General features: G+C 70.3%; 20 protein-coding genes and 1 pseudogene. 10 read left to right on the top strand and 11 right to left on the bottom strand.

The window, feature by feature from the left end:
• Positions 1–66 precede the first annotated feature (66 nt).
• The 3 genes from dapF to miaA form a co-directional block, all read right to left on the bottom strand.
• Positions 67–936, bottom strand: a complete 870-nt coding sequence (dapF, locus tag SSP08S_RS38030; RefSeq protein ID WP_019072891.1) for a diaminopimelate epimerase — start codon at positions 934–936, stop codon at positions 67–69.
• A 73-nt stretch (positions 937–1009) separates the two neighbouring features.
• On the bottom strand, positions 1010–1510 hold the full coding sequence (locus tag SSP08S_RS38025; protein WP_019072890.1) for a hypothetical protein: 501 nt from the start codon (positions 1508–1510) through the stop codon (positions 1010–1012).
• Positions 1511–1618: 108 nt separating this feature from the next.
• Positions 1619–2557 carry a tRNA (adenosine(37)-N6)-dimethylallyltransferase MiaA gene (gene miaA, locus SSP08S_RS38020; RefSeq protein WP_026179187.1) on the bottom strand — a complete coding sequence of 313 codons (939 nt, stop codon included), beginning with the start codon at positions 2555–2557 and terminating at the stop codon, positions 1619–1621.
• Positions 2558–2739: 182 nt separating this feature from the next.
• Here miaA and SSP08S_RS38015 point away from each other — a divergent pair, with 182 nt between their 5' ends.
• Both SSP08S_RS38015 and SSP08S_RS38010 read left to right on the top strand, forming a co-directional pair.
• Entirely contained in the window at positions 2740–3009 is a 270-nt protein-coding gene (locus SSP08S_RS38015; protein ID WP_019072888.1) for a hypothetical protein, read from the top strand.
• Between the two features lie 23 nt (positions 3010–3032).
• The gene (locus SSP08S_RS38010) at positions 3033–3323 is read left to right on the top strand and encodes an antitoxin (protein ID WP_019072887.1); all 291 of its coding nucleotides are present in this window, start codon (positions 3033–3035) and stop codon (positions 3321–3323) included.
• Between the two features lie 258 nt (positions 3324–3581).
• Here SSP08S_RS38010 and SSP08S_RS38005 read toward each other — a convergent pair whose 3' ends face one another.
• The 3 genes from SSP08S_RS38005 to SSP08S_RS37995 form a co-directional block, all read right to left on the bottom strand.
• The gene (locus tag SSP08S_RS38005) at positions 3582–4295 is read right to left on the bottom strand and encodes a class III extradiol dioxygenase subunit B-like domain-containing protein (protein WP_019072886.1); all 714 of its coding nucleotides are present in this window, start codon (positions 4293–4295) and stop codon (positions 3582–3584) included.
• Between the two features lie 112 nt (positions 4296–4407).
• Complete coding sequence (gene miaB, locus SSP08S_RS38000; RefSeq protein WP_026179186.1) at positions 4408–5925, bottom strand: tRNA (N6-isopentenyl adenosine(37)-C2)-methylthiotransferase MiaB; 1518 nt, start codon at positions 5923–5925, stop codon at positions 4408–4410.
• A 63-nt stretch (positions 5926–5988) separates the two neighbouring features.
• Positions 5989–6414: a pyrophosphohydrolase domain-containing protein gene (locus SSP08S_RS37995; protein ID WP_019072884.1), complete on the bottom strand. Its 426-nt coding sequence runs from the start codon at positions 6412–6414 to the stop codon at positions 5989–5991.
• Positions 6415–6502: 88 nt separating this feature from the next.
• On the opposite strand from SSP08S_RS37995, the gene SSP08S_RS37990 reads away from it, so the two are divergent.
• Entirely contained in the window at positions 6503–7501 is a 999-nt protein-coding gene (locus SSP08S_RS37990; protein WP_019072883.1) for a TAXI family TRAP transporter solute-binding subunit, read from the top strand.
• A gap of 64 nt (positions 7502–7565) precedes the next feature.
• Here the strand turns inward: SSP08S_RS37990 and SSP08S_RS37985 are convergent, their stop codons facing one another.
• Together SSP08S_RS37985 and SSP08S_RS37980 are read right to left on the bottom strand one after the other, a co-directional pair.
• Positions 7566–8978 carry a sensor histidine kinase gene (locus tag SSP08S_RS37985; protein ID WP_019072882.1) on the bottom strand — a complete coding sequence of 471 codons (1413 nt, stop codon included), beginning with the start codon at positions 8976–8978 and terminating at the stop codon, positions 7566–7568.
• Between the two features lie 9 nt (positions 8979–8987).
• Positions 8988–9674, bottom strand: coding sequence for a response regulator transcription factor (locus tag SSP08S_RS37980; protein WP_019072881.1), 687 nt, complete (start codon positions 9672–9674; stop codon positions 8988–8990).
• Between the two features lie 288 nt (positions 9675–9962).
• Here SSP08S_RS37980 and SSP08S_RS37975 point away from each other — a divergent pair, with 288 nt between their 5' ends.
• From SSP08S_RS37975 to SSP08S_RS37945, 7 genes are all read left to right on the top strand, one after another.
• Positions 9963–10739 (top strand): amino acid ABC transporter ATP-binding protein, encoded by a 777-nt coding sequence (locus SSP08S_RS37975; protein WP_019072880.1) that lies wholly within the window; start codon positions 9963–9965, stop codon positions 10737–10739.
• Positions 10740–10938: 199 nt separating this feature from the next.
• The gene (locus tag SSP08S_RS37970; RefSeq protein WP_019072879.1) at positions 10939–11781 is read left to right on the top strand and encodes a glutamate ABC transporter substrate-binding protein; all 843 of its coding nucleotides are present in this window, start codon (positions 10939–10941) and stop codon (positions 11779–11781) included.
• Between the two features lie 51 nt (positions 11782–11832).
• Positions 11833–12501: an amino acid ABC transporter permease gene (locus SSP08S_RS37965; protein ID WP_026179185.1), complete on the top strand. Its 669-nt coding sequence runs from the start codon at positions 11833–11835 to the stop codon at positions 12499–12501.
• The gene (locus tag SSP08S_RS37960) at positions 12498–13406 is read left to right on the top strand and encodes an amino acid ABC transporter permease (protein ID WP_019072877.1); all 909 of its coding nucleotides are present in this window, start codon (positions 12498–12500) and stop codon (positions 13404–13406) included. Before SSP08S_RS37965 ends, SSP08S_RS37960 begins: the two co-directional genes overlap by 4 nt.
• Positions 13407–13581: 175 nt before the next feature.
• Positions 13582–15177, top strand: coding sequence for an FAD-dependent monooxygenase (locus SSP08S_RS37955; RefSeq protein ID WP_019072876.1), 1596 nt, complete (start codon positions 13582–13584; stop codon positions 15175–15177).
• 240 nt (positions 15178–15417) lie between these two features.
• On the top strand, positions 15418–15957 hold the full coding sequence (locus SSP08S_RS37950) for a cupin domain-containing protein (protein ID WP_026179184.1): 540 nt from the start codon (positions 15418–15420) through the stop codon (positions 15955–15957).
• On the top strand, positions 15954–16355 hold the full coding sequence (locus SSP08S_RS37945) for a rhodanese-like domain-containing protein (RefSeq protein ID WP_019072874.1): 402 nt from the start codon (positions 15954–15956) through the stop codon (positions 16353–16355). Before SSP08S_RS37950 ends, SSP08S_RS37945 begins: the two co-directional genes overlap by 4 nt.
• A 62-nt stretch (positions 16356–16417) precedes the next feature.
• On the opposite strand, the gene SSP08S_RS37940 is transcribed toward SSP08S_RS37945, so the two are convergent.
• The 3 genes and pseudogenes from SSP08S_RS37940 to recX form a co-directional block, all read right to left on the bottom strand.
• Positions 16418–17347 carry a sugar ABC transporter substrate-binding protein gene (locus SSP08S_RS37940; protein WP_019072873.1) on the bottom strand — a complete coding sequence of 310 codons (930 nt, stop codon included), beginning with the start codon at positions 17345–17347 and terminating at the stop codon, positions 16418–16420.
• A gap of 148 nt (positions 17348–17495) precedes the next feature.
• Positions 17496–17858, bottom strand: a pseudogene (locus tag SSP08S_RS64815) (FtsX-like permease family protein); the annotation flags it as partial.
• 137 nt (positions 17859–17995) lie between these two features.
• Complete coding sequence (recX, locus tag SSP08S_RS37930; protein ID WP_019072871.1) at positions 17996–18979, bottom strand: recombination regulator RecX; 984 nt, start codon at positions 18977–18979, stop codon at positions 17996–17998.
• Positions 18980–19136: the final 157 nt, after the last annotated feature.

The raw sequence follows: 19136 nt of genomic DNA, 5'->3' as shown, positions 1-19136 counted from the left end.
GCCGACCTGACCGCCGGAGACTTCGGATCAGGGTCTCCGGGGCAGCCTGGACTGCGAATCACCCGTTCAGCGGATGGCGCTTTCCAGCCACTCGGCATCGATCTCGCCCTCGGCGACGATCACCGCAGGACCGGTCATCTCGATCCGGCCGTCGGGCCACTCGGTGATCACCAGCGTTCCCCCGGGTACGCCGACGGTGTAGGTCGCCCGCGTTCCGGTGACGGCCGGGTCGGCGCCGTCGCGCCGGGCGGTGGCCACCGCGACCGCGCACGCGCCCGTGCCGCACGAGCGGGTCTCGCCCGCGCCGCGCTCGTGGACGCGCATGGCCACGTGGCCGGGACCCCGGTCGACCACGAACTCGACGTTCACGCCCTCCGGGTAGGCACCGGCCGGGCTGAAGGGCGGCGGGGAGTACAGGTCGCCGGCGTGTGCGAGGTCGTCGACGAAGGCGACCGCGTGCGGGTTGCCCATGTTCACGTTCCGCGCGGGCCAGCTGCGCTCGCCGACGCTCACCGTGACGTCCCCTTCGGGGAGGAGCGCCTTGCCCATGCCGACCGTGACGTCACCGTCCTTGGCGAGGTGGACGGTCTTGACTCCCCCGCGCGTGGCGACCGCGATGTCCCCTGCGGCCACATGTCCGGCGCGCTGGAGATAGCGCGCGAACACACGCACTCCGTTGCCGCACATCTCGGAGACCGAGCCGTCGCCGTTGCGGTAGTCCATGAACCACTCCGCCTCGGCCGCCATGTCCCGTGCCTCGGGGTGCGCGGCGGACCGTACGACATGCAGCAGTCCGTCGCCGCCGATGCCCGCGCGGCGGTCGCACAGGGCGGCCACGGCGGCGGGAGGAAGGTCGATGACGTTCTCGGGGTCCGGGACGATCACGAAGTCGTTCTCGGTGCCGTGCCCCTTGAGGAAGGCGATCCGCGTGCTCATTCCTCGATCGTACGGGGTGGCTACGACATCCCGGCGACCAGTTGTGAGCGACCACCGCGAGCAGCTGGGGCGCCTAGCGGAGCCTGGCCACGCGCCACACGGCGAGCACCACGACCACGGCCACCACCAGGGCGTAGGCGACGACGACCCGCCAGTCCAGGCGACGCCCGGAGCCGCGCTGCGGGAAACCGGGCCAGGTGTGGCCGACGCGGCGGGCCGCGGTCATGCCCCAGCCGGCCGCGCAGGAGCAGATGAGCAGGCCCAGCATGGCGATCACGGCCCCGCTGTCGCCGAAGTCGAAGGCGAGCGGGAAGGCGAACATCAGGGAGCCGACAGCGGCCAGGGCCACGATGGGGGCGAGCTGCCAGATGCGCAGACGACGCTGCGGGCGCAGCTCGACCTCGACCTCGGGCCCCGCGTACATCTCGTCGGGACCGGGACCGTCGGCGGTCACGCCGCCCTGGATCTCGTCCGGGCCGTCCGGGCTCAGTCGGCCGTCGGCCTCTTCCGGTTCACCACGGTCCGCGGTGACCTGCTCAGCGCCTTCTGCGGTGTCGCGAGGGCCGGCCTCCATCGCCACGCGCCCTCCCAACTCGGACTCCACTTGGTCGATCGAAGCTCGATGATGGCACGCCCCCGGAGGCCGCAACGGCGGCCGGAGCGTCCCGATGCCATGACGTGATCAGGCTGTGACCGGTCGTTCGACCAACGCCAGTGCCAGGTGCGGAAGTTCTGTGAGATCGGCCGCAGCCCCACTCAACCAGTGCACCCGGGGATCGCGTCTGAACCACGAATCCTGACGGCGCGCGAAGCGCTTGGTGGCCCGCACGGTCTCCGCGCGCGCCTCCTCTTCCGTGCACTCCCCCGCGAGCGCCGCGAGCACCTGCTGATAGCCGAGCGCGCGGGACGCGGTGACCCCCTCGCGCAGCCCGCGCACCTCCAGCTCCCGCACCTCGTCGACGAGTCCCCCGCTCCACATCCGGTCGACCCGGCGCGCGATGCGCTCGTCGAGTTCGGGGCGGGCCACGTCGACGCCGATCTGGACGGTGTCGTAGACCGAGTCGTGGCCCGGGAGGTTGGCGGTGAAGGGCTTGCCCGTGATCTCGATGACCTCCAGGGCCCGGACGATACGGCGGCCGTTGCTGGGCAGGATCGCGCGCGCGGCCTCGGGGTCGGCGGCGGCCAGGCGGGCGTGCAGGGCGCCGGAGCCGCGCAGGGCGAGCTCCTCCTCCAGGCGGGCCCGGACCTCGGGGTCGGTGCCGGGGAACTCCAGGTTGTCGACGGCCCCGCGCACGTACAGCCCCGAGCCGCCGACCAGGATCGGCCAGCGGCCCGCGGCGAGCAGGGCGTCGATGTGCTCGCGGGCGAGGCGCTGGTACTCGGCGACGGACGCCGTGACGGTCACGTCCCAGATGTCCAGGAGGTGGTGCGGGATGCCGCCACGCTCCTCGGGCGTCAGCTTGGCGGTGCCGATGTCCATCCCTCGGTAGAGCTGCATGGAGTCGGCGTTGACGACCTCGCCACCTAGACGCTGGGCCAGGAAGACGCCCAGATCGGACTTTCCGGCCGCGGTCGGTCCGACGACGGCGATGACTCGGGGGGCGGGGGGTGCGCTGCTCACGTTCACAGTCTCCCAAACGCCGGACCCCGCCTCGAACGAGTTACGTGACGGCACCCGTGTGGGGTCGTTGCCCGTTGGGAGATGTCCCGCCGCCGGTTTCTGGAGGCGGCGCCCCGGGTGACGCAAACGGACGCACCGGGCTACGCGGGATTTCGCCCGCACGAGTAACGTATGGAGTGGATATGGGCGTTTTTGACCGACTTCTTCGGAGGACGAAGGCTACGGAGGACGCGTCGACCGCCGGCACGCAGGCCGACGCGGAGACGGCCGAGGACCTCACGGCCGAAGCGGCGGACGAGGTGTCGGAGACCGAGGCGGGGGCAGGCGCCCAGGAAGCGGCGGAGACGACGGCGACGGAGGCCGTCGGGGCCGCGGAGGGCGTCGAGATCCCCAAGCAGCAGTCCGCCGAAGAGGCCGCCGACAACGAAGCCGGTGAAGGCGCCCGCACATAACCGCCCCGCGTGGAAGGTGAACCATGGGTCTGATGGACAGTTTGAAGGCCAAACTCGCCCCGGCGAAGGACAAGGTCTCGGGCCTCGCTCAGCAGCACGGAGGCAAGATCGAGAGCGGTCTCGACAAGGCCGCGAAGATGGTCGACGAGAAGACCAAGGGCAAGTACAGCGACAAGATCCAGACGGGCACGGGCAAGGCCAAGGACGCCATGGACCGACTCGCGCACAAGGACGACACGGGCAGCGCGGGAAGCACGGGGACGGAGCGCGGCGGCACGACCGCACCGCCGGACTCGCCCCCGCCGGCCACCTGACCGGCACCCGCACATCGATCGGCGGACGGCCGCGGAGCACTCAGCTCCCCGGCCGTCCGCCGTTTCGCGGCTGAGCCGTGTTCACGGCGGGCTTCGCGGCCACGCCGCTTTCACGACGACGTACACGGCTGGACCACGCGCACGGCTGGACCGCGCTGTGCGCTGCACCGCATTCTCGGCCGCGACGCGTTATCGACCGCACCACGTCCACGGCTGCACCGCGTTCTCGACCGCGCCACCTTCACGGCCGCACCGCGCCTACGACCAGGTCGCGACCACGTATCCGACGCCGTACGGCGCGTCCTCGTACAGCAGCGCGCCGCCGAGGTCCGCGCCCTCCGCCGCGCCCGCGAGGACCTGCCAGGGGGCACGGCCGGAGGCCTTCAGCTCGTACGCCAGGTCGGCGTCCAGCGCCTTGAGGGCGGGCACGTCCGCCGCTCCCAGCGCTCGCGCCACCTCGGCGTCGAAGGGTGCCGCGCGGTCGTCGAGATAGCCCGGTGCCTTCAGCGTCCGGCACGCGCTGGCGTCGCCCATCACCAGCAGCGCAACCCGCTCGGCCTGCGCGACGATGTCCCTCCCGACTTCGATACACCGCTCGGCCGCGAGAGGTTCCCCCACACCGAGTCCCTCGATCGGGGCGTCGGACCAGCCGGTCCGCTCCAGCAGCCACGCGGCGACGGCCAGCGAGGGGGGAAGCGACCGCTCCGGCACGGCGGCCCGGTCCTTCCCGAGGCGTACGTCGAGGTCCACTCCGAAGCCGCGGAACGAACCCCGGGCGCCTTCGGGGTGCGGCCCGCGCCCGCTCTGCTCGGCGGGTCCGACGACCACCAGACGGTCGGGCCGGGCGGCGGCGAGCACCCCGAGCGCGTCGGTGCACGCGGCACGCGCGGCGTCCATCTCGGAGGCGGCACCGGCGGCGACGTCGGGGACGAGAAGCGGGGGGCAAGGGCAGACGGCGGCGGCTACGAGCATGGCCGGAACACTAACAAGGAGCTCCGACGGTCCACTTGGCCACGCCGACGGACGCGTCGGCGCGGCTCAGCGGGTCGCGGCGCGGCTCAGTGGGTCGCGGCGGGTCGCGACCTCAGTCGCAGCCGCAGCCGCTCCCAGTGACCACCGGCAGCGGTGCGGGGGCGCCGATCTTCGGCAGGCCCAGCATCACACCGGCCGGCTTGGCGGCCTCGGCCGCGTTGCGCTTCTCCCAGGCGTCGCCCGCGCGCGTGGGACGCACGTTCAGGGTGGGGCCCTCGGCGAGAAGGTGGTGCGGGGCGGCGTAGGTGATCTCGACCGTCACCACGTCACCGGGGCGAACCTCCTGGTCCGGCTTGGTGAAGTGGACGAGGCGGTTGTCGGGGGCGCGTCCGGAGAGGCGGTGGGTGGCGCCGTCCTTGCGGCCCTCGCCCTCGGCGACCATCAGCTCCAGGGTGCGGCCGACCTGCTTCTTGTTCTCGTCCCAGGAGATCTCCTCCTGGAGGGCGACCAGACGCATGTAGCGCTCCTGGACGACCTCCTTGGGGATCTGGTTCTCCATCGTCGCGGCCGGGGTGCCGGGCCGCTTGGAGTACTGGAACGTAAACGCTTGCGCGAAGCGTGCCTCGCGGACCGCGTGCATCGTCTGCTGGAAGTCCTCCTCGGTCTCCCCGGGGAAGCCCACGATGATGTCGGTGGTGATGGCGGCGTGCGGGATGGCCGCGCGGACCTTCTCGATGATCCCGAGGTACCGCTCCTGGCGGTAGGACCGGCGCATCGCCTTCAGGATCAGGTCGGAGCCGGACTGCATGGGCATGTGCAGCTGCGGCATCACGTTCGGCGTCTCGGCCATCGCGGCGATGACGTCGTCGGTGAAGTCACGCGGGTGCGGGGACGTGAAGCGGACCCGCTCCAGGCCGTCGATGGTCCCGCAGGCCCGCAGCAGCTTGCTGAAGGCCTCGCGGTCGCCGATGTCGGAGCCGTACGCGTTGACGTTCTGGCCGAGCAGGGTGATCTCGGAGACGCCCTCGCCGACCAGGGCCTCGATCTCGGCGAGGATGTCGCCGGTGCGGCGGTCCTTCTCCTTGCCGCGCAGCGCCGGGACGATGCAGAAGGTGCACGTGTTGTTGCAGCCGACGGAGATCGACACCCAGGCCGCGTAGGCGCTCTCGCGCCGGGTCGGCAGCGTCGAGGGGAAGGCCTCCAGGGACTCCGCGATCTCGACCTGCGCCTCTTCCTGGACGCGCGCGCGTTCCAGCAGGACGGGCAGCTTGCCGATGTTGTGCGTGCCGAAGACGACGTCCACCCAGGGCGCCTTCTTCACGATGGTGTCGCGGTCCTTCTGCGCGAGGCAGCCGCCGACGGCGATCTGCATTCCGGGGCGCTTGGTCTTCATCGGGGCGAGGCGCCCGAGGTTGCCGTAGAGGCGGTTGTCGGCGTTCTCGCGCACGGCGCAGGTGTTGAAGACGACGACGTCGGCGTCGCCGTCCGACCCTTCGGGCGCGCGCACGTAACCGGCGCCCTCCAGGAGCCCGGAGAGCCGCTCGGAATCGTGGACGTTCATCTGGCACCCGTAGGTGCGCACTTCGTACGTTTTGACGTCCACTGCCCCGCTCCGGTCACCGCTGCTCATGCGACAAGGGTAGGCGGTGCCGGGAGTGACTCCTTCTGCGGCTGAGAACCGCCGTGACTCACGTCACTCGGAGCTACGGCCGGAATCCGGAGTTCCGCCGCTCCATCCCTGCTTTCGCAGCACCCCGCGCACATCCGGCGTCTCGTAGTGCTCGCCCTTGAGGACCTTGCCGTCGGCCCGGCGGGCGATCTCTCCGTCCGGGCCGATCTTGGTCATGTTGGAGCGGTGGACCTCGGCGATCACCGCGTCGAGGTCTATGCCGTGGACGAGGGCCGTGCCGTACGCGACGTAGACGACGTCGGCCAGTTCGTGCGCCAGTCGGTCGAGGGGGCCGCCGACCGAGACCTCGGCGACCTCCGCGGCCTCCTCGGCGAGCAGTTCGCCGCGGTGGGCGGCGAGGTCGGGGGCGACCTCGGTGGGTGTGCTGCGGGCGTCGAGCCCGAAGGCGAGGTGGAATTCGCGGACCAGGTCGGCGGGCGAAGAACTCATGCCACGACCCTATCGGCCGTCACTGACACCACCGGCCCGCGAGCCCGGCCCTGGTCAGTACCGCTCAAGGGCTGGCAGGATCGCGCGCATGCTCAAGGTGTTCTCCCATATCAGCAGGCGCCGGGCCCTGACGGGCGCGGCGGCCGGCTTCGTCGCGTTCGGGCTGCTGCTGTGGTGGCTGCTGCCCCTGGGCGACGAGCCGCCGACCGGGACGATCACCTTCAGCACCGGGACACCGCTCGGGGTCTACCAGGAGTACGGCAAGCTGCTGCGCGCCGAGCTCGACAAGGACATGCCGGGCCTCAAGGTGAAGCTGGTGAACAGCGCCGGGTCGCAGGAGAACGTCGCGCGCGTGGCGACCGGTCACGCCGACTTCACGATCGCCGCGGCCGACGCGGTGGAGACGTACGAGGCGGACGGTAAGCCCGGTGCCGCCGGGCTGCGCGGAATCGCGCGGCTCTACGACGATTACGTCCAGCTCATCGTCCCGCGCGACTCGGACATCAACTCGGTCGCCGATCTGCGGAACAAGCGGGTGGCCATAGGGCCGGACCGCTCGGGTGTGCGGCTGATCGCGAACCGGGTGCTCACGGCGGCCGGCATCGACCCGGAGAAGGGCGTCAAGCCGGTGGCGGCCGGCATCGACACCGGACCGGACCTGCTCAAGAAGGGCAAGCTCGACGCCTTCTTCTGGTCCGGCGGTCTGCCGACGGACGGCCTGAAGGACCTGGCCGCCCATTACGCGTTCCGGTTCGTGCCGATAGAGGCCACCCTCGTGGCGAAGATGCACGAGGAGGGCGACACCACCCGCTACTACCGCGCCACCAACATGCCGGAGTCGGCCTACCCCGACATCCAGCGGGGGTCCACGGTGCCCACCATCGCCGTCTCCAACCTGCTGATGACCCGCAAGGACCTGAACCCAAGACTCACGGAGTGGATCACCAAGACCGTGATCAAGAGCCGGGACGGCATCGGCGCGCATGTGCACTCCGCGCAGCTCGTGGACCTGCGCACGGCGATCTACACCGACCCCCTGGTGCTGCACGAGGGCGCCCGGCGCTACTACCGCTCCGTCAAGCCGTAGGCGCACAGCTGCCGTTGACGCCCTCTCAGGCCGTGGGCGCACAGGACGGCCCCCTGGCGCCCGCTCAGGCCGTGGGCCCGCTCCTGGGCACCGACACGGTCACCTTGAGCCCGTGCGGCTCGTGGTGGTCGTACGTCAGGGAGCCGCCGCCCGCGGCCAGCAGGACCTGGGAGATGGACAGGCCGAGGCCGGAGCCCTTGATGTTCTGGTGCCGGCCGCTGCGCCAGAAGCGGTCGCCGACGCGGGCGAGTTCCTCCTCGGTGAGGCCGGGGCCGTGGTCCGTGACGACGACCGTGGAGGTCTCGCCGTTCGACGCGACCGTCACCTCGACGCACTGCTCCTCGGGCGTGAACTTCACCGCGTTGTCGATCACCGCGTCCAGGGCGCTGGAGAGCGTGACCGGGTCGGCCCAGGCGGTGGTGGGCGGACAACTGCCCACCAGGCGCACGCCCTTGGCCTCTGCGGTCGGCGACCAGGCGGCGACGCGCTCGGCGGTCAGCGCGCCGATGTCGGTGATCCTGAGGTCGGCATCCGCGTGTTCGGCCAGGGCCAGGTCGAGCAGGTCGTCCAGGACCTGGGTCAGGCGTTTGCCCTCGGTGCGGACCGAGGCGATCTCGTCATTGTCCTCCGGCAGTTCGAGCGCGAGCAGTTCGATGCGCAGCAGCAGCGCCGAGAGCGGGTTGCGCAACTGGTGCGAGGCGTCGGCGACGAAGGCGCGCTGCTGCTCCAGCACGTCCTCGACGTTGTCCGCCATCTCGTTGAACGATCGGGCCAGGCGCTGGAGTTCCGGCGGCCCGCCGGCGGCCGCGACCCGGGACTTGAGGCGCCCTGTGGCGATGTCGTGGGTGGTGGCGTCGAGCACGCGTACGGGCCGCAGGACCCAGCCGGTCAGCCGCAGGGCCGCGCCGACGGCCAGCAGCATGGCGCCGATCTCGCCGGCGCCGATCGTCAGCCAGCCGCGCAGGGTCCGTGAACGCATCGGCCCGGTGGGCGAGTCGGTGACCACGACCGCTATGACGTCGCCGTCCCGGATGACCGGCGAGGCGACGACCAGGCGGTGGCGCTGCCAGGGCCAGACCTGTTCCGGGTCGTGGCTGCGGCGGCTGAGCAGGGCCTCGTCGAAGGCGTCGCGGACCTCGCCGGTCTTGGGGAGCAGGAAGTCGTCCGGCGCGTTCGCCATGGAGGTGTCGGTCCGGTAGAAGACGCCCGCGCGGATGCCGTAGACCTCGTAGTAGCTGGCGAGTTCGCGGTCCAGGGTCTGCTGGCGTTCGTCCGGGACCATGTCGGCGGGGCGGCTGCCCGTGGGCGCGTCGGTGACGAACTGGGCGAGCGCCGCGAACCGCGCGGTGTCGTCGATACGGTCGACGATCACCTTCTGCTGCTGGGCCGCGGCGACGCTGATGGCGAGCGGAACACCGAGGGCCAGCAGAACGGCCGCCATCAGGACGATGAGCAGCGGGAGAAGACGTGTGCGCACCCGTGCCCGCTACGTGGCCGGGGCGACGAGCCGGTAGCCGACGCCTCGTACGGTCTCGATCAGCGCGGGCATCCGCAGTTTGGCGCGCAGGGACGCGACATGCACCTCCAGGGTGCGTCCCGTGCCCTCCCAACTGGTGCGCCACACCTCGCTGATGATCTGCTCCCGCCGGAACACCACCCCGGGACGCTGTGCCAGCAGCGCCAGCAGGTCGAACTCCTTGCGGGTCAGCTGGACGACCGAACCGTCCACGCTGACCTGGCGGGTGGGCAGTTCGATGCGCACCGGGCCGAGCCGCAGCGCGGTGTCGCCACCCCCGGTCGCGTCCTCGTGCACACTGCGCCGGCTGACGGCGTGGATGCGGGCCAGCAGCTCCCCGGTGTCGTACGGCTTCACCACGTAGTCGTCGGCTCCGAGGTTGAGGCCGTGGATGCGGGAGCGTACGTCGGACCGCGCGGTCACCATGATCACCGGGGTGCTGGTGCGCTTGCGGATCTTGCCGCAGACCTCGTAGCCGTCCTGGTCGGGCAGGCCGAGGTCGAGGAGGACGACTCCGAAGACATCGCCCTCGGGGACGAGCGCCTGGAGGGCCTCCTCGCCGCTGCGGGCATGGGTGACCTCGAAGCCGTGCCGCGCCAGGACCGCGGACAGAGCGGCGGCGACATGGTTGTCGTCCTCGACGAGGAGCAGTCTCATCCCGGCCCCCTCCGGTTCATCGTTCGTATGGTCTCGGCCTGTACGAAAGCACGTCTCACGCGCGCGTGCACCCAGGCAGTCACGCTGATGGACGAAGACGCCGTCAAGGGGGTTCCGGTTGCGGGCGGTTTCCGTTACGCAGCCGGTACGCGGCCTTACGACAAGTGCTACGACACGTGTCCGATTGCTATCCGATCGTGATGCTCAGATCTCGCTCAGATGTGATGACGCTGGTCGTAAGGCCTCACTACTGTCCTCCGCAACCGACGAGGACGGAGCCAGCAAGCGATGACCAAGGTATCGGTGGCCAAGGAAGACGCGGTCCCGACGGGCGAACTGGTCGTCCTGAAGAGCGTCAACAAGCACTTCGGCGCGTTGCACGTACTCCAGGACATCGATCTGTCGATCGCCCGCGGTGAGGTCGTCGTGGTGATCGGCCCCTCCGGGTCCGGAAAGTCCACGCTGTGCCGCACCATCAACCGCCTGGAGACGATCGATTCGGGCGCCATCGCGATCGACGGCAAGCCCTTGCCCCAGGAGGGCAGGGAGCTGGCCCGGCTGCGTGCCGACGTCGGGATGGTCTTCCAGTCCTTCAACCTCTTCGCGCACAAGACGGTGCTCGAGAACGTGATGCTCGGCCAGGTCAAGGTCCGCAAGGCCGACAAGAAGCAGGCCGAGGAGAAGGCCCGGGCCCTCCTCGACAGGGTCGGCGTCGCCACCCAGGCGGACAAGTACCCGGCGCAGCTGTCCGGCGGTCAGCAACAGCGTGTCGCCATCGCGCGGGCGCTGGCCATGGATCCCAAGGTGATGCTCTTCGACGAGCCCACCTCGGCGCTCGACCCGGAGATGATCAACGAGGTCCTCGAGGTCATGCAGCAGCTGGCCCGGGACGGGATGACGATGATCGTCGTCACCCACGAGATGGGCTTCGCGCGTTCGGCGGCCAACCGCGTGGTGTTCATGGCCGACGGCCGCATCGTCGAAGAGGCCGTGCCCGACCAGTTCTTCAGCAACCCGCGCAGCGACCGGGCCAAGGACTTCCTGTCGAAGATCCTGCACCACTGACGACCAACCGAGAACGCCCAAGAGCCCCGAAGAACAACGGCAGAACCCAAGAGCACCGAAGAACGACGACAGCCGGCCGCTGACGGCCCGTCCACGACGGGTGGCCGCCGACTGCCGCCGTGGACCCCGCACACCCTCAGAGCCGCCGCCACGCGCCCTGACGGGCCCTCATCTCCCCACCACCCAAAGGATGTTCATCATGAAGCTTCGCAAGGTCACCGCCGTCGCAGCCACCGCGCTCGTCCTCTCGCTCGCCGCGACGGCCTGCGGCAGCAGCGACAAGGACGACTCCGGTTCGGGTTCCAGCGGCGGCGGCAAGATCAAGGTCGGCATCAAGTTCGATCAGCCGGGCATCGGCCTGAAGCAGCCGGACGGGAGCTTCGCCGGCTTCGACGTGGACGTGGCGACCTATGTGGCCGGGCAGCTCGGCTACAAGCCCGCCCAGATCGAGTGGGTCGAGACCAAGAGCGCCGACCGCGAGAACGCACTGGCGCGCGGTGACGTCAAGTTCATCGCGGCCTCGTACTCCATCAACGACGAGCGCAAGCAGAAGGTCGACTTCGCCGGCCCCTACCTGCTGGCCCACCAGGACCTGCTGGTCAAGAAGGACTCGACGATCGCCAAGGGCACGGACCTCAACGGCAAGAAGCTGTGTTCCGTGACCGGCTCGACCTCGGCGCAGAACATCCACGACACGATCGCCCCGAAGGCCAACCTCCGTGAGTACAGCGGCTACTCGGAGTGCATCGCGGGCCTGCAGAGCGGCGCCGTGGACGCGGTGACCACCGACGACTCGATCCTCGCGGGCTTCGCCTCGCAGGACAAGTACAAGGGTCAGTTCAAGCTCGCCGGCCTCAAGCTCAGCAACGAGAACTACGGCATCGGCGTCAAGAAGGGCGACTCCGCGACCGTCACCAAGATCAACACCGCGCTGGAGAAGATGGTCAGCAGCGGCGCCTGGCAGACGGCGGTCACCAAGAACTTCGGCCCGGCCGGCTACAAGAACGAGCCCGCCCCGAAGATCGGCAACATCGTCAAGTAGCCCTGGAAATCGCCCGTAAGGCAGGCCCCATACCCGGAAGCGCGGGAGATCGTGTTCGACTTTCTTCAAGGTTATGACGTCCTAGGGGCGTTCTGGATGACGGTGAAACTCACCGTCATCTCCGCCCTCGGCTCCCTGGTCTGGGGCACTCTGCTGGCCGGAATGCGGGTCAGTCCCGTCCCCCTGATGCGTGGCTTCGCCACCTTCTACGTCAACACCGTCCGGAACATCCCCCTGACGGTCATCATCGTCTTCACCTCGCTCGGCCTCGCCGACATCTTCGGCGTGACGATGGGCGCGTCCGACGACTTCAAGGTGCAGGGTTTCCGGCTCGCACTGCTGGGTCTCATCGCCTACCACGCGGCCTTCGTCTGCGAGGCGGTGCGCTCCGGCATCAACACCGTGCCCGTCGGACAGGCCGAGGCTGCGCGCGCCATCGGGCTGAGCTTCAGTCAGGTACTGCGGATCATCATCCTTCCGCAGGCGTTCCGCGCGGTCATCACACCGCTGGCCAACGTACTGATCGCCCTCACCAAGAACACGACCGTGGCGGCGGCGATCGGTGTCGCCGAGGCGGCCGCCCTGATGAAGTCGATGATCGAGAACGAGGCCCAGACGGTCGCCATCGGTGCGGTCTTCGCGTTCGGCTTCGTGGTACTGACCCTGCCCACCGGCCTCTTCCTCGGCTGGCTGGGCAAGCGAATGGCGGTGAAGCGATGACCTCCGTCCTCTACGACGCGCCCGGCCCCCGCGCCAAGCGGCGCAACGTGCTCCTGACCGTCGTCTTCGTGGTCCTGCTCGCCGCGTTCCTGTGGTGGATCTGGCGCACGATGGACGACAAGGGCCAGCTGAAGTGGGCCCTGTGGCAGCCGTTCACCACGTCGGACGCCTGGACGACGTATCTGCTGCCCGGCCTGGGCACCACCCTGAAGGCCGCCGCGCTCTCCATGCTGATCGCCCTCCCCCTGGGCGCGCTGTTCGGCATCGCCCGGTTGTCCGACCACCGCTGGGTGCGCATCCCGGCCGGCGTGGTGGTCGAGTTCTTCCGGTCGATCCCGGTCCTGCTGATGATGCTGTTCGCGAACGAGTTCTACGTCCGCTCCACGAACATCGGCAGCGAGGACCGGCCCCTGTACGCCGTCGTCACCGGCCTGGTGCTCTACAACGCCTCGGTGCTCGCCGAGATCGTCAGGGCGGGCATCCTGTCCCTTCCCAAGGGGCAGACGGAGGCCGCGTACGCGGTCGGGCTGCGCAAGGGCCAGACGATGACGAGCATCCTGCTCCCGCAGTCCGTCACCGTCATGCTGCCGGCGATCGTCAGCCAGCTCGTGGTGATCGTGAAGGACACCGCCCTGGGCGGCGTGATGCTCGGCCTCACGGAGCTGCTCAACTCACGCAGCACCCTCGCGGCCAACTACGCCAACGTGGTGGCGAGTTTCATCGTCGTCGGGATCATCTACATCTTGCTGAACCTCGTTCTCACCACCTTCGCGAGCTGGCTGGAGCGCAGGCTGCGGCGCAGCAAGAAGAGCACAGGCGCGACCGTCGCCCTCGAAGACGCCACCGGGCTCAACCCCGCGCAGGTGGCGGGCGGCTTCGGGACCGGCGCGGGCGGCACGATCTGATGATCGGTCATATGGCATGAACGACACGGAGGCAGTGGCATGATCGCCACTGCCTCCGTCACTTGACGCAAGCACCGGCAATGGGTTGCATACGTTCTGTGATCGTGCACCCTGCTCCAACTTCCTGTTCACATGCGTCCCTGAGGACACCGTCACGGGCAGGGGGCGCCGCACCGTGGACCCGGTGATCATCGTCGGAGCGGGGCCCGTGGGGCTCACGCTCTCCCTGGCGCTGGCGCGGCAGGAGGTGCCCTCCGTCGTCCTCGACGAGGGTCCGGGCAAGGACGAACCGCGCCCCGCGCGGACCGTCGTCCTGCGCGAGGACACCGCGGCGCTGCTGGAGCGGCTGACCGGCGTTCCGCTCGCCAAGGCCGGTGCGCACTGGGCCGGATGGCGGTCGATGCGGCGCAAGCAGGTGATGCGCGAGATCACCTTCGACGACACCGAGCCCGCCCCCCTGCACATCGCCCAGCACGTGCTGACCGGCGCCCTGCGCCAGGCCCTCGCGGGCGAACGACTCGTGAAGCTCGCGGTGGACAACCGCCTCGACGCGATCGAGCAGGAACCCTCGGGCGTCACCGCCCACACCCGCGGCCCCAAGGGCACCTGGTGGCGCGGCAGTTACCTCGTCGGGTGCGACGGCCCCCGCTCCACCGTGCGCAAGCTCCTGGACATCCGCTTCCCCGGCCGTACGGCGGTGGAACGACACGCCGTGGCCGCGCTGCGCACGGAACTTCCGTGGCCCGACCAGGCGTTGTTGCACCGGGTGCCGCCGTGGCGGACGTCCGGACCCTCGGCCGGGGAGGTCACCGGACGCCCTCTCCCGGACGGCGTGTGGCGCCTGGACTGGCTGCTGCCCCCGGGCAAGGACCTGGTCACGCCCGAGCTGCTGCTCACCCGCATCCGGGAGACCCTCGCGGGCTGGACCGAGGGGCCGACACCGCCGTACGAGCTGCTCGACACCGGTGTACACACCGTGCACCACCGGCTCGCGCGCCGGTGGCGGGTCGGGCGGGTGTTTCTCGCAGGGGACGCGGCGCATCTGCTGGGGGCGCTCGGTACGCAGGGGCTGGACGAGGGGCTGCGGGACGCCGACAACCTCGCCTGGAAGCTGGCGCCTGCCTGGCACCACGGGCCGCACGAGGCGCTGCTCGACAGCTATCAGGCGGAGCGGCGGTCGGTCGTAGCGGCCCGGCTGCGCGCCGCCGACCAGGCGCTGCCCTTGGTGCGCGGCGGTGCCGGGCTGCGCGCGGTCGTGCCCGGCTCTGCACGCGGTCACGACTCGCTGCTCACGGACGGTCACTTGGGGCGCGGCCCGCTCGGTGCGCCGGGGGCGTACGCCGACTCGCCGCTCGCGCCCCGGCACATCGAGGGCGAGGTCGACGTCGACACCCCGCCCGGCGCGCCGGTCACCGATGTCCGGGTCACCGCCGAGGACGGCTCCTTCGTACGGCTGCGGGACCGCCTCGGACTCGGTGCCCTGCTGGTCGTACTGGTCGCACCGGGCACGGGCGTGTGGGAGCGCAAACACTGGGTGACCGCCGGAGTCATGCCACGCCTGGCGGCCGCGGTGACGGCGCTGCCGCACCCGGCCGAGCTGCTGGTCGCCGAGAGCTACCCGGGCGCCGCCGCCCACACCGTCCTGCTCGTACGGCCCGACGGACACCTGGTCACCGCCCTGAGCGGGGTACGGCCGGCCGATCTGTACGCGGCGGCCGAGGCAACTCTGGGCGGCCCGGCGAAGACGGAGGCCACCGCCGGCTCCCGCTGAGGCCTCCCTACGCTAACTGTCCACATAGCGACGCTGAGTTGACCGGCCCGCACCGTCGTGCTGTACTCCGGATCATGACCGACACCTCTGTCCACCTCTGGCGGAAGGTCCATCTGGACCTCGTCCGCTACGTGGGCTGCGTCTGTCACGTCTCCTGCTGAATTCGCATCTCTCTCACTCGCGCGCGCCCTTTCTGTGGGCCCGCGCGTGCCCTCGCGAACACTCATCAGGACGGTGCACGTGTCTGTATCCCCCTCTGCCTCCGTGTCCCCCGCCGCGCCCGCCCAGGCTCCGACACAGGCGGACCTGCTCGACTTCGTACGGCGTACGGCCGCCGACGCCGAGCTCATCGCCTCGCTACCCCTCGACCCCGAGGGCCGCACCTGGGTGCGGCTCGAAGGACCCGGCGGCAGCGAGGCCTGGCTGATCGGCTGGCCGCCCGGCAGCGGCACGGGCTGGCACGACCACGCCGACTCGGTGGGCGCCTTCCTCACCGCCGCCGGTGAACTCAAAGAGAACTCGCTCGCCGCGCGGCTCCCGAGCCACGGCTGGAAGACCCTCGAACTGGAGGAGGGCGTGGACCGCGAGCGGCGACTGCCGACCGGCAAGGGCCGCGCCTTCGGCCACCACCACGTCCACGAGGTGCTCAACGAGTCTCCCGAGGAGCACGCGATCTCCGTCCACGCCTACTACCCGCCGCTGCCGCAGATCCGCCGCTACAGCCGCACCGGCCCGGTGCTGCGCCTGGAGCAGGTCGAGCGCCCGGAGGACTGGCAGTGAGTGCCGTACGCGAACTGCCGCCCGGCATAGACGAGTTGCTGGAGCGGGTCCGCGCGGACTATCAGCGGATCGAGGCCAGGGAGGCGTACGACGCCGCCCTCGACGGTACGGCCCTCCTGGTCGACATCCGCTACGCGGCCCTGCGCGACCGGGACGGCCTCATTCCCGGTGCCCTGGTCGTCGAGCGCAACGAACTGGAGTGGCGCCTCGACCCCCAGGGCAGCCACCGCGTCCCCGAAGCCACCGGCCACGACCTGCGCGTCGTGGTGATCTGCAACGAGGGCTACGCCTCCAGCCTGGCCGCCGAGTCCCTGCACCGGCTGGGCCTGCACCGCGCGACGGACCTGGTCGGCGGCTTCCAGGCGTGGAAGGCGGCGGGACTTCCTGTCACGTCGTAGACACGGTGTCTACGACGTGACAGTCCGGGTCCACCACGTGCCAGTGAGGCCCCCGTCTCCGCTCACAGTCCGTCGGAGGGGCAGTAGAGCGGGGCGGTGTCCGCGTTGGCCTTCGTGACCAGGCGGGCCGGGGTCGTGGCGATCTTCTCCACCTTCTCCTTACGGAGAAGGCTGATGACGTTGGTGACGGCCAGTTCGCCGGTGTCCTTGGCCGAGTTGGAGACAGTGGCGGCGAAACGGCCGTCCTTGAGGGCGGCGAGGGCCTCGTCGGTGCCGTTGACCGTCACGATCCTGACCTTCTTGCCGCCGGCCGCGTCGAACGCCTTGCGGGCGGCGAACGCCATCTCCTCGTTGGCGACGAAGGCGTAGTCCAGACCGGGGTGCGCCTTGATCATGTCCGCGGCGACGGTCTTCGCCTTCGCGGCGACGAACATGGCGGGCTGGTTCGCGACCACCTTCGCGTTCGCCGGCAGTCCCTTGGTGAATCCGCCGACCAGGAGGTCGGAGGCGGCGCCCGGTGCACCCGCGATGACGGCCACCTGCACCTCGCGACCGGCCGCGTCGTCCTCGATCCAGTCGGCGTCGAGCTTGCCCACCGTCTTCAGGTCGACGACGACGGCTCCGAGGATGTCGGACGGATCGGCACTGACCGAGGTCAGGAAGATCGGAATGTGCGCCTTCCTGGCCTTGGCGATGTCGCTCTTGAGCGCGTCGGTGTTGACGGTCTGCACGATGATCGCGTCGACATGACGCGCGATCATGGACTGGATGTTGGAGAGTTCCTGCGCGGCGTCCTGATGCGAGTTGGCCGTGACGAGCCTCGCGAAGTTGCTCTTGGCCGTGTTCGCGATCGACTCCTGCAGACAGGTGTGGAACTCGGTACTGCCGCCGTTGACGAACCCGAGCGTGATCGGCCCGTCGTCGGCGGGCGCGGCACTCGACTCGAGTCCGCAGCCACTCAGTAAGAGGCCGACACCCACCAGGGTGGCCATCAGCGGTCTTCGGTGGTGCGCGGGCGGGAACAAGGGGCCGCCTTTCATGACATGCGAAGGATCGGCCGATGGAACGGCCTGAAGACGCTCAGGCAGGCCTGACTGCGGCTCAGCAGGCGAGAGGGCCGGGGAGTGACGGCAGCAGAAGCTACTCCCGCACCAAACATGCGAACCCTTCACGGAACGCACACTTAGCGTGCGGAGCACGCGCCCTCGGCGAATCGGGAAACGGTGCGTCGCGAGGCAGGCGGGACTTGTGCGGACACGGCCTGGTGACGACAGCGAGGGAGCAGCCACTGGGCCGTTTCCGCACCTGGAGCGCCGCCCGCCCTGGGAGGGCCGTGGCGACGAGCGCGAGCGCCGCGGCGAGCAGCACCACCGACAGCGCCTCGATCCGCAACATCCGCAGCACCTGACGCCGGGGCGCCCCCGCGATCCGCAGCAGCGCGAACTCCCGGACCCGCTCGGCGACCCACATGGCGAGCGAGTTGTCGACGTGCCGGGCGAGGAAATCGTGCGCGAGCCTGAAGCCTCGGCCGGTGCTCGCCTGAACGCGGTCGGCGCCCCCGCGCGTCCACCGTGTTCAGGCTGTCTGCACCGCCGAGAAACCGGAGCCGGAACCGAGCAGGAACCGGACGGGAACCCGGATCAGTACCCTTCGTCCCCGAGGAACTCCGTGTCCTCGCCCTCTTCTTCCAGTGCCTGCCGGACCACTCTGAGGGCCATGCCCTGGGAGTAGCCCTTGCGGGCCAGCATGCCCGCGAGGCGCCGTAGCCGCTTGTCGCGGTCGAGGCCTTGAGTGGACCGCAGTTTGCGGTCCACCAGTTCGCGTGCCGTCGTCTCTTCCTGCTCGGAGTCGAGCTGGGAGACGGCCTCGTCGATCAGCGTGGAGTCGACGCCCTTGGTGCGCAGCTCCTGGGCGAGCGCGCGCCGCGCCAGTCCCCGGCCGTGGTGCCGGGACTCCACCCAGGCGTCCGCGAACGCACCGTCGTTGATCAGTCCGACCTCCTCGAACCGCGACAGCACCTCGTCCGCCACCTCGTCCGGGATCTCCCGCTTGCGCAGGGCGTCCGCGAGTTGCTTGCGGGTGCGCGGGTTCCCGGTGAGCAGGCGCAGACAGATGCCCCGCGCCCGCTCGGCCGGGTCCGCCGGTGGCTCCTCCTTCTCGGCCCTCGACGAGGAGAAGTCACCCCCGTCACCTCCGGACGACTCTCCGAAGCCGCGACCACGGCGCCCACGCCTACCGCGTGAGCCACCCTCCCGTGAGCCGCCTTCCCATGAAGCGCCCCCGCCGCGCGCTCCGCGGCTGCGGCGCGAGCCGCGGCCGGATGCGCCGTCGTCGGTCGATCCCCCGTCGGTCGATCTCCCGTCGGGCGAGGTGCCGTCGGACGCCGAACTCCGGAAAGGCCGACCGCTGCCCACCGAACCATCGCCGGACTCCGGGCCGCCGAACGGCGGACCGGACGCACCGGCGAAGCCGAAGCCACCGGCCGACCACTCGCCGCCCGGCTCATCGCCGTACGACTTCTCGGGTACGCCGTCCGCACCGTAGGCCAGGCTGTCGCCGCCTTCCCCGCGCCCCTGCGGGGCGCCGGGATACGCGTACTCGGCCCAGTCCGTTCGTCGTGTCACGGGTCAGCTCTTGGCTGCCGTGGCCTTGGCCTTGGTGGTCTTGGCCGCAGCCGCCGGAGCGGGCACCGCCTTGGCGGCGTCGTCCGTGGCGGTGGTGACCGCCGCGTCCGCGGCCGGCTCGGCAGGCTTCTCCTTCTCCGGACGGACGCCCACGCCC

Origin of the sequence: Streptomyces hokutonensis, from assembly GCF_000376565.1 — a bacterium.
Classification (GTDB): domain Bacteria; phylum Actinomycetota; class Actinomycetes; order Streptomycetales; family Streptomycetaceae; genus Streptomyces; species Streptomyces hokutonensis.
This window is presented reverse-complemented; position numbering and strand designations above follow the sequence as displayed.

Bases quoted from the DNA above. Each gene is read 5' to 3' on its own strand.
- dapF (WP_019072891.1), bottom strand. From the start codon at position 936: ATGAGCACGCGGATCGCCTTCCTCAAGGGGCACGGCACCGAGAACGAC.
- SSP08S_RS38025 (WP_019072890.1), bottom strand. From the start codon at position 1,510: ATGGAGGCCGGCCCTCGCGACACCGCAGAAGGCGCTGAGCAGGTCACC.
- SSP08S_RS38015 (WP_019072888.1), top strand. From the start codon at position 2,740: ATGGGCGTTTTTGACCGACTTCTTCGGAGGACGAAGGCTACGGAGGAC.
- SSP08S_RS38010 (WP_019072887.1), top strand. From the start codon at position 3,033: ATGGGTCTGATGGACAGTTTGAAGGCCAAACTCGCCCCGGCGAAGGAC.
- SSP08S_RS38005 (WP_019072886.1), bottom strand. From the start codon at position 4,295: ATGCTCGTAGCCGCCGCCGTCTGCCCTTGCCCCCCGCTTCTCGTCCCC.
- miaB (WP_026179186.1), bottom strand. From the start codon at position 5,925: ATGAGCAGCGGTGACCGGAGCGGGGCAGTGGACGTCAAAACGTACGAA.
- SSP08S_RS37995 (WP_019072884.1), bottom strand. From the start codon at position 6,414: ATGAGTTCTTCGCCCGCCGACCTGGTCCGCGAATTCCACCTCGCCTTC.
- SSP08S_RS37990 (WP_019072883.1), top strand. From the start codon at position 6,503: ATGCTCAAGGTGTTCTCCCATATCAGCAGGCGCCGGGCCCTGACGGGC.
- SSP08S_RS37980 (WP_019072881.1), bottom strand. From the start codon at position 9,674: ATGAGACTGCTCCTCGTCGAGGACGACAACCATGTCGCCGCCGCTCTG.
- SSP08S_RS37975 (WP_019072880.1), top strand. From the start codon at position 9,963: ATGACCAAGGTATCGGTGGCCAAGGAAGACGCGGTCCCGACGGGCGAA.
- SSP08S_RS37970 (WP_019072879.1), top strand. From the start codon at position 10,939: ATGAAGCTTCGCAAGGTCACCGCCGTCGCAGCCACCGCGCTCGTCCTC.
- SSP08S_RS37960 (WP_019072877.1), top strand. From the start codon at position 12,498: ATGACCTCCGTCCTCTACGACGCGCCCGGCCCCCGCGCCAAGCGGCGC.
- SSP08S_RS37940 (WP_019072873.1), bottom strand. From the start codon at position 17,347: ATGGCCACCCTGGTGGGTGTCGGCCTCTTACTGAGTGGCTGCGGACTC.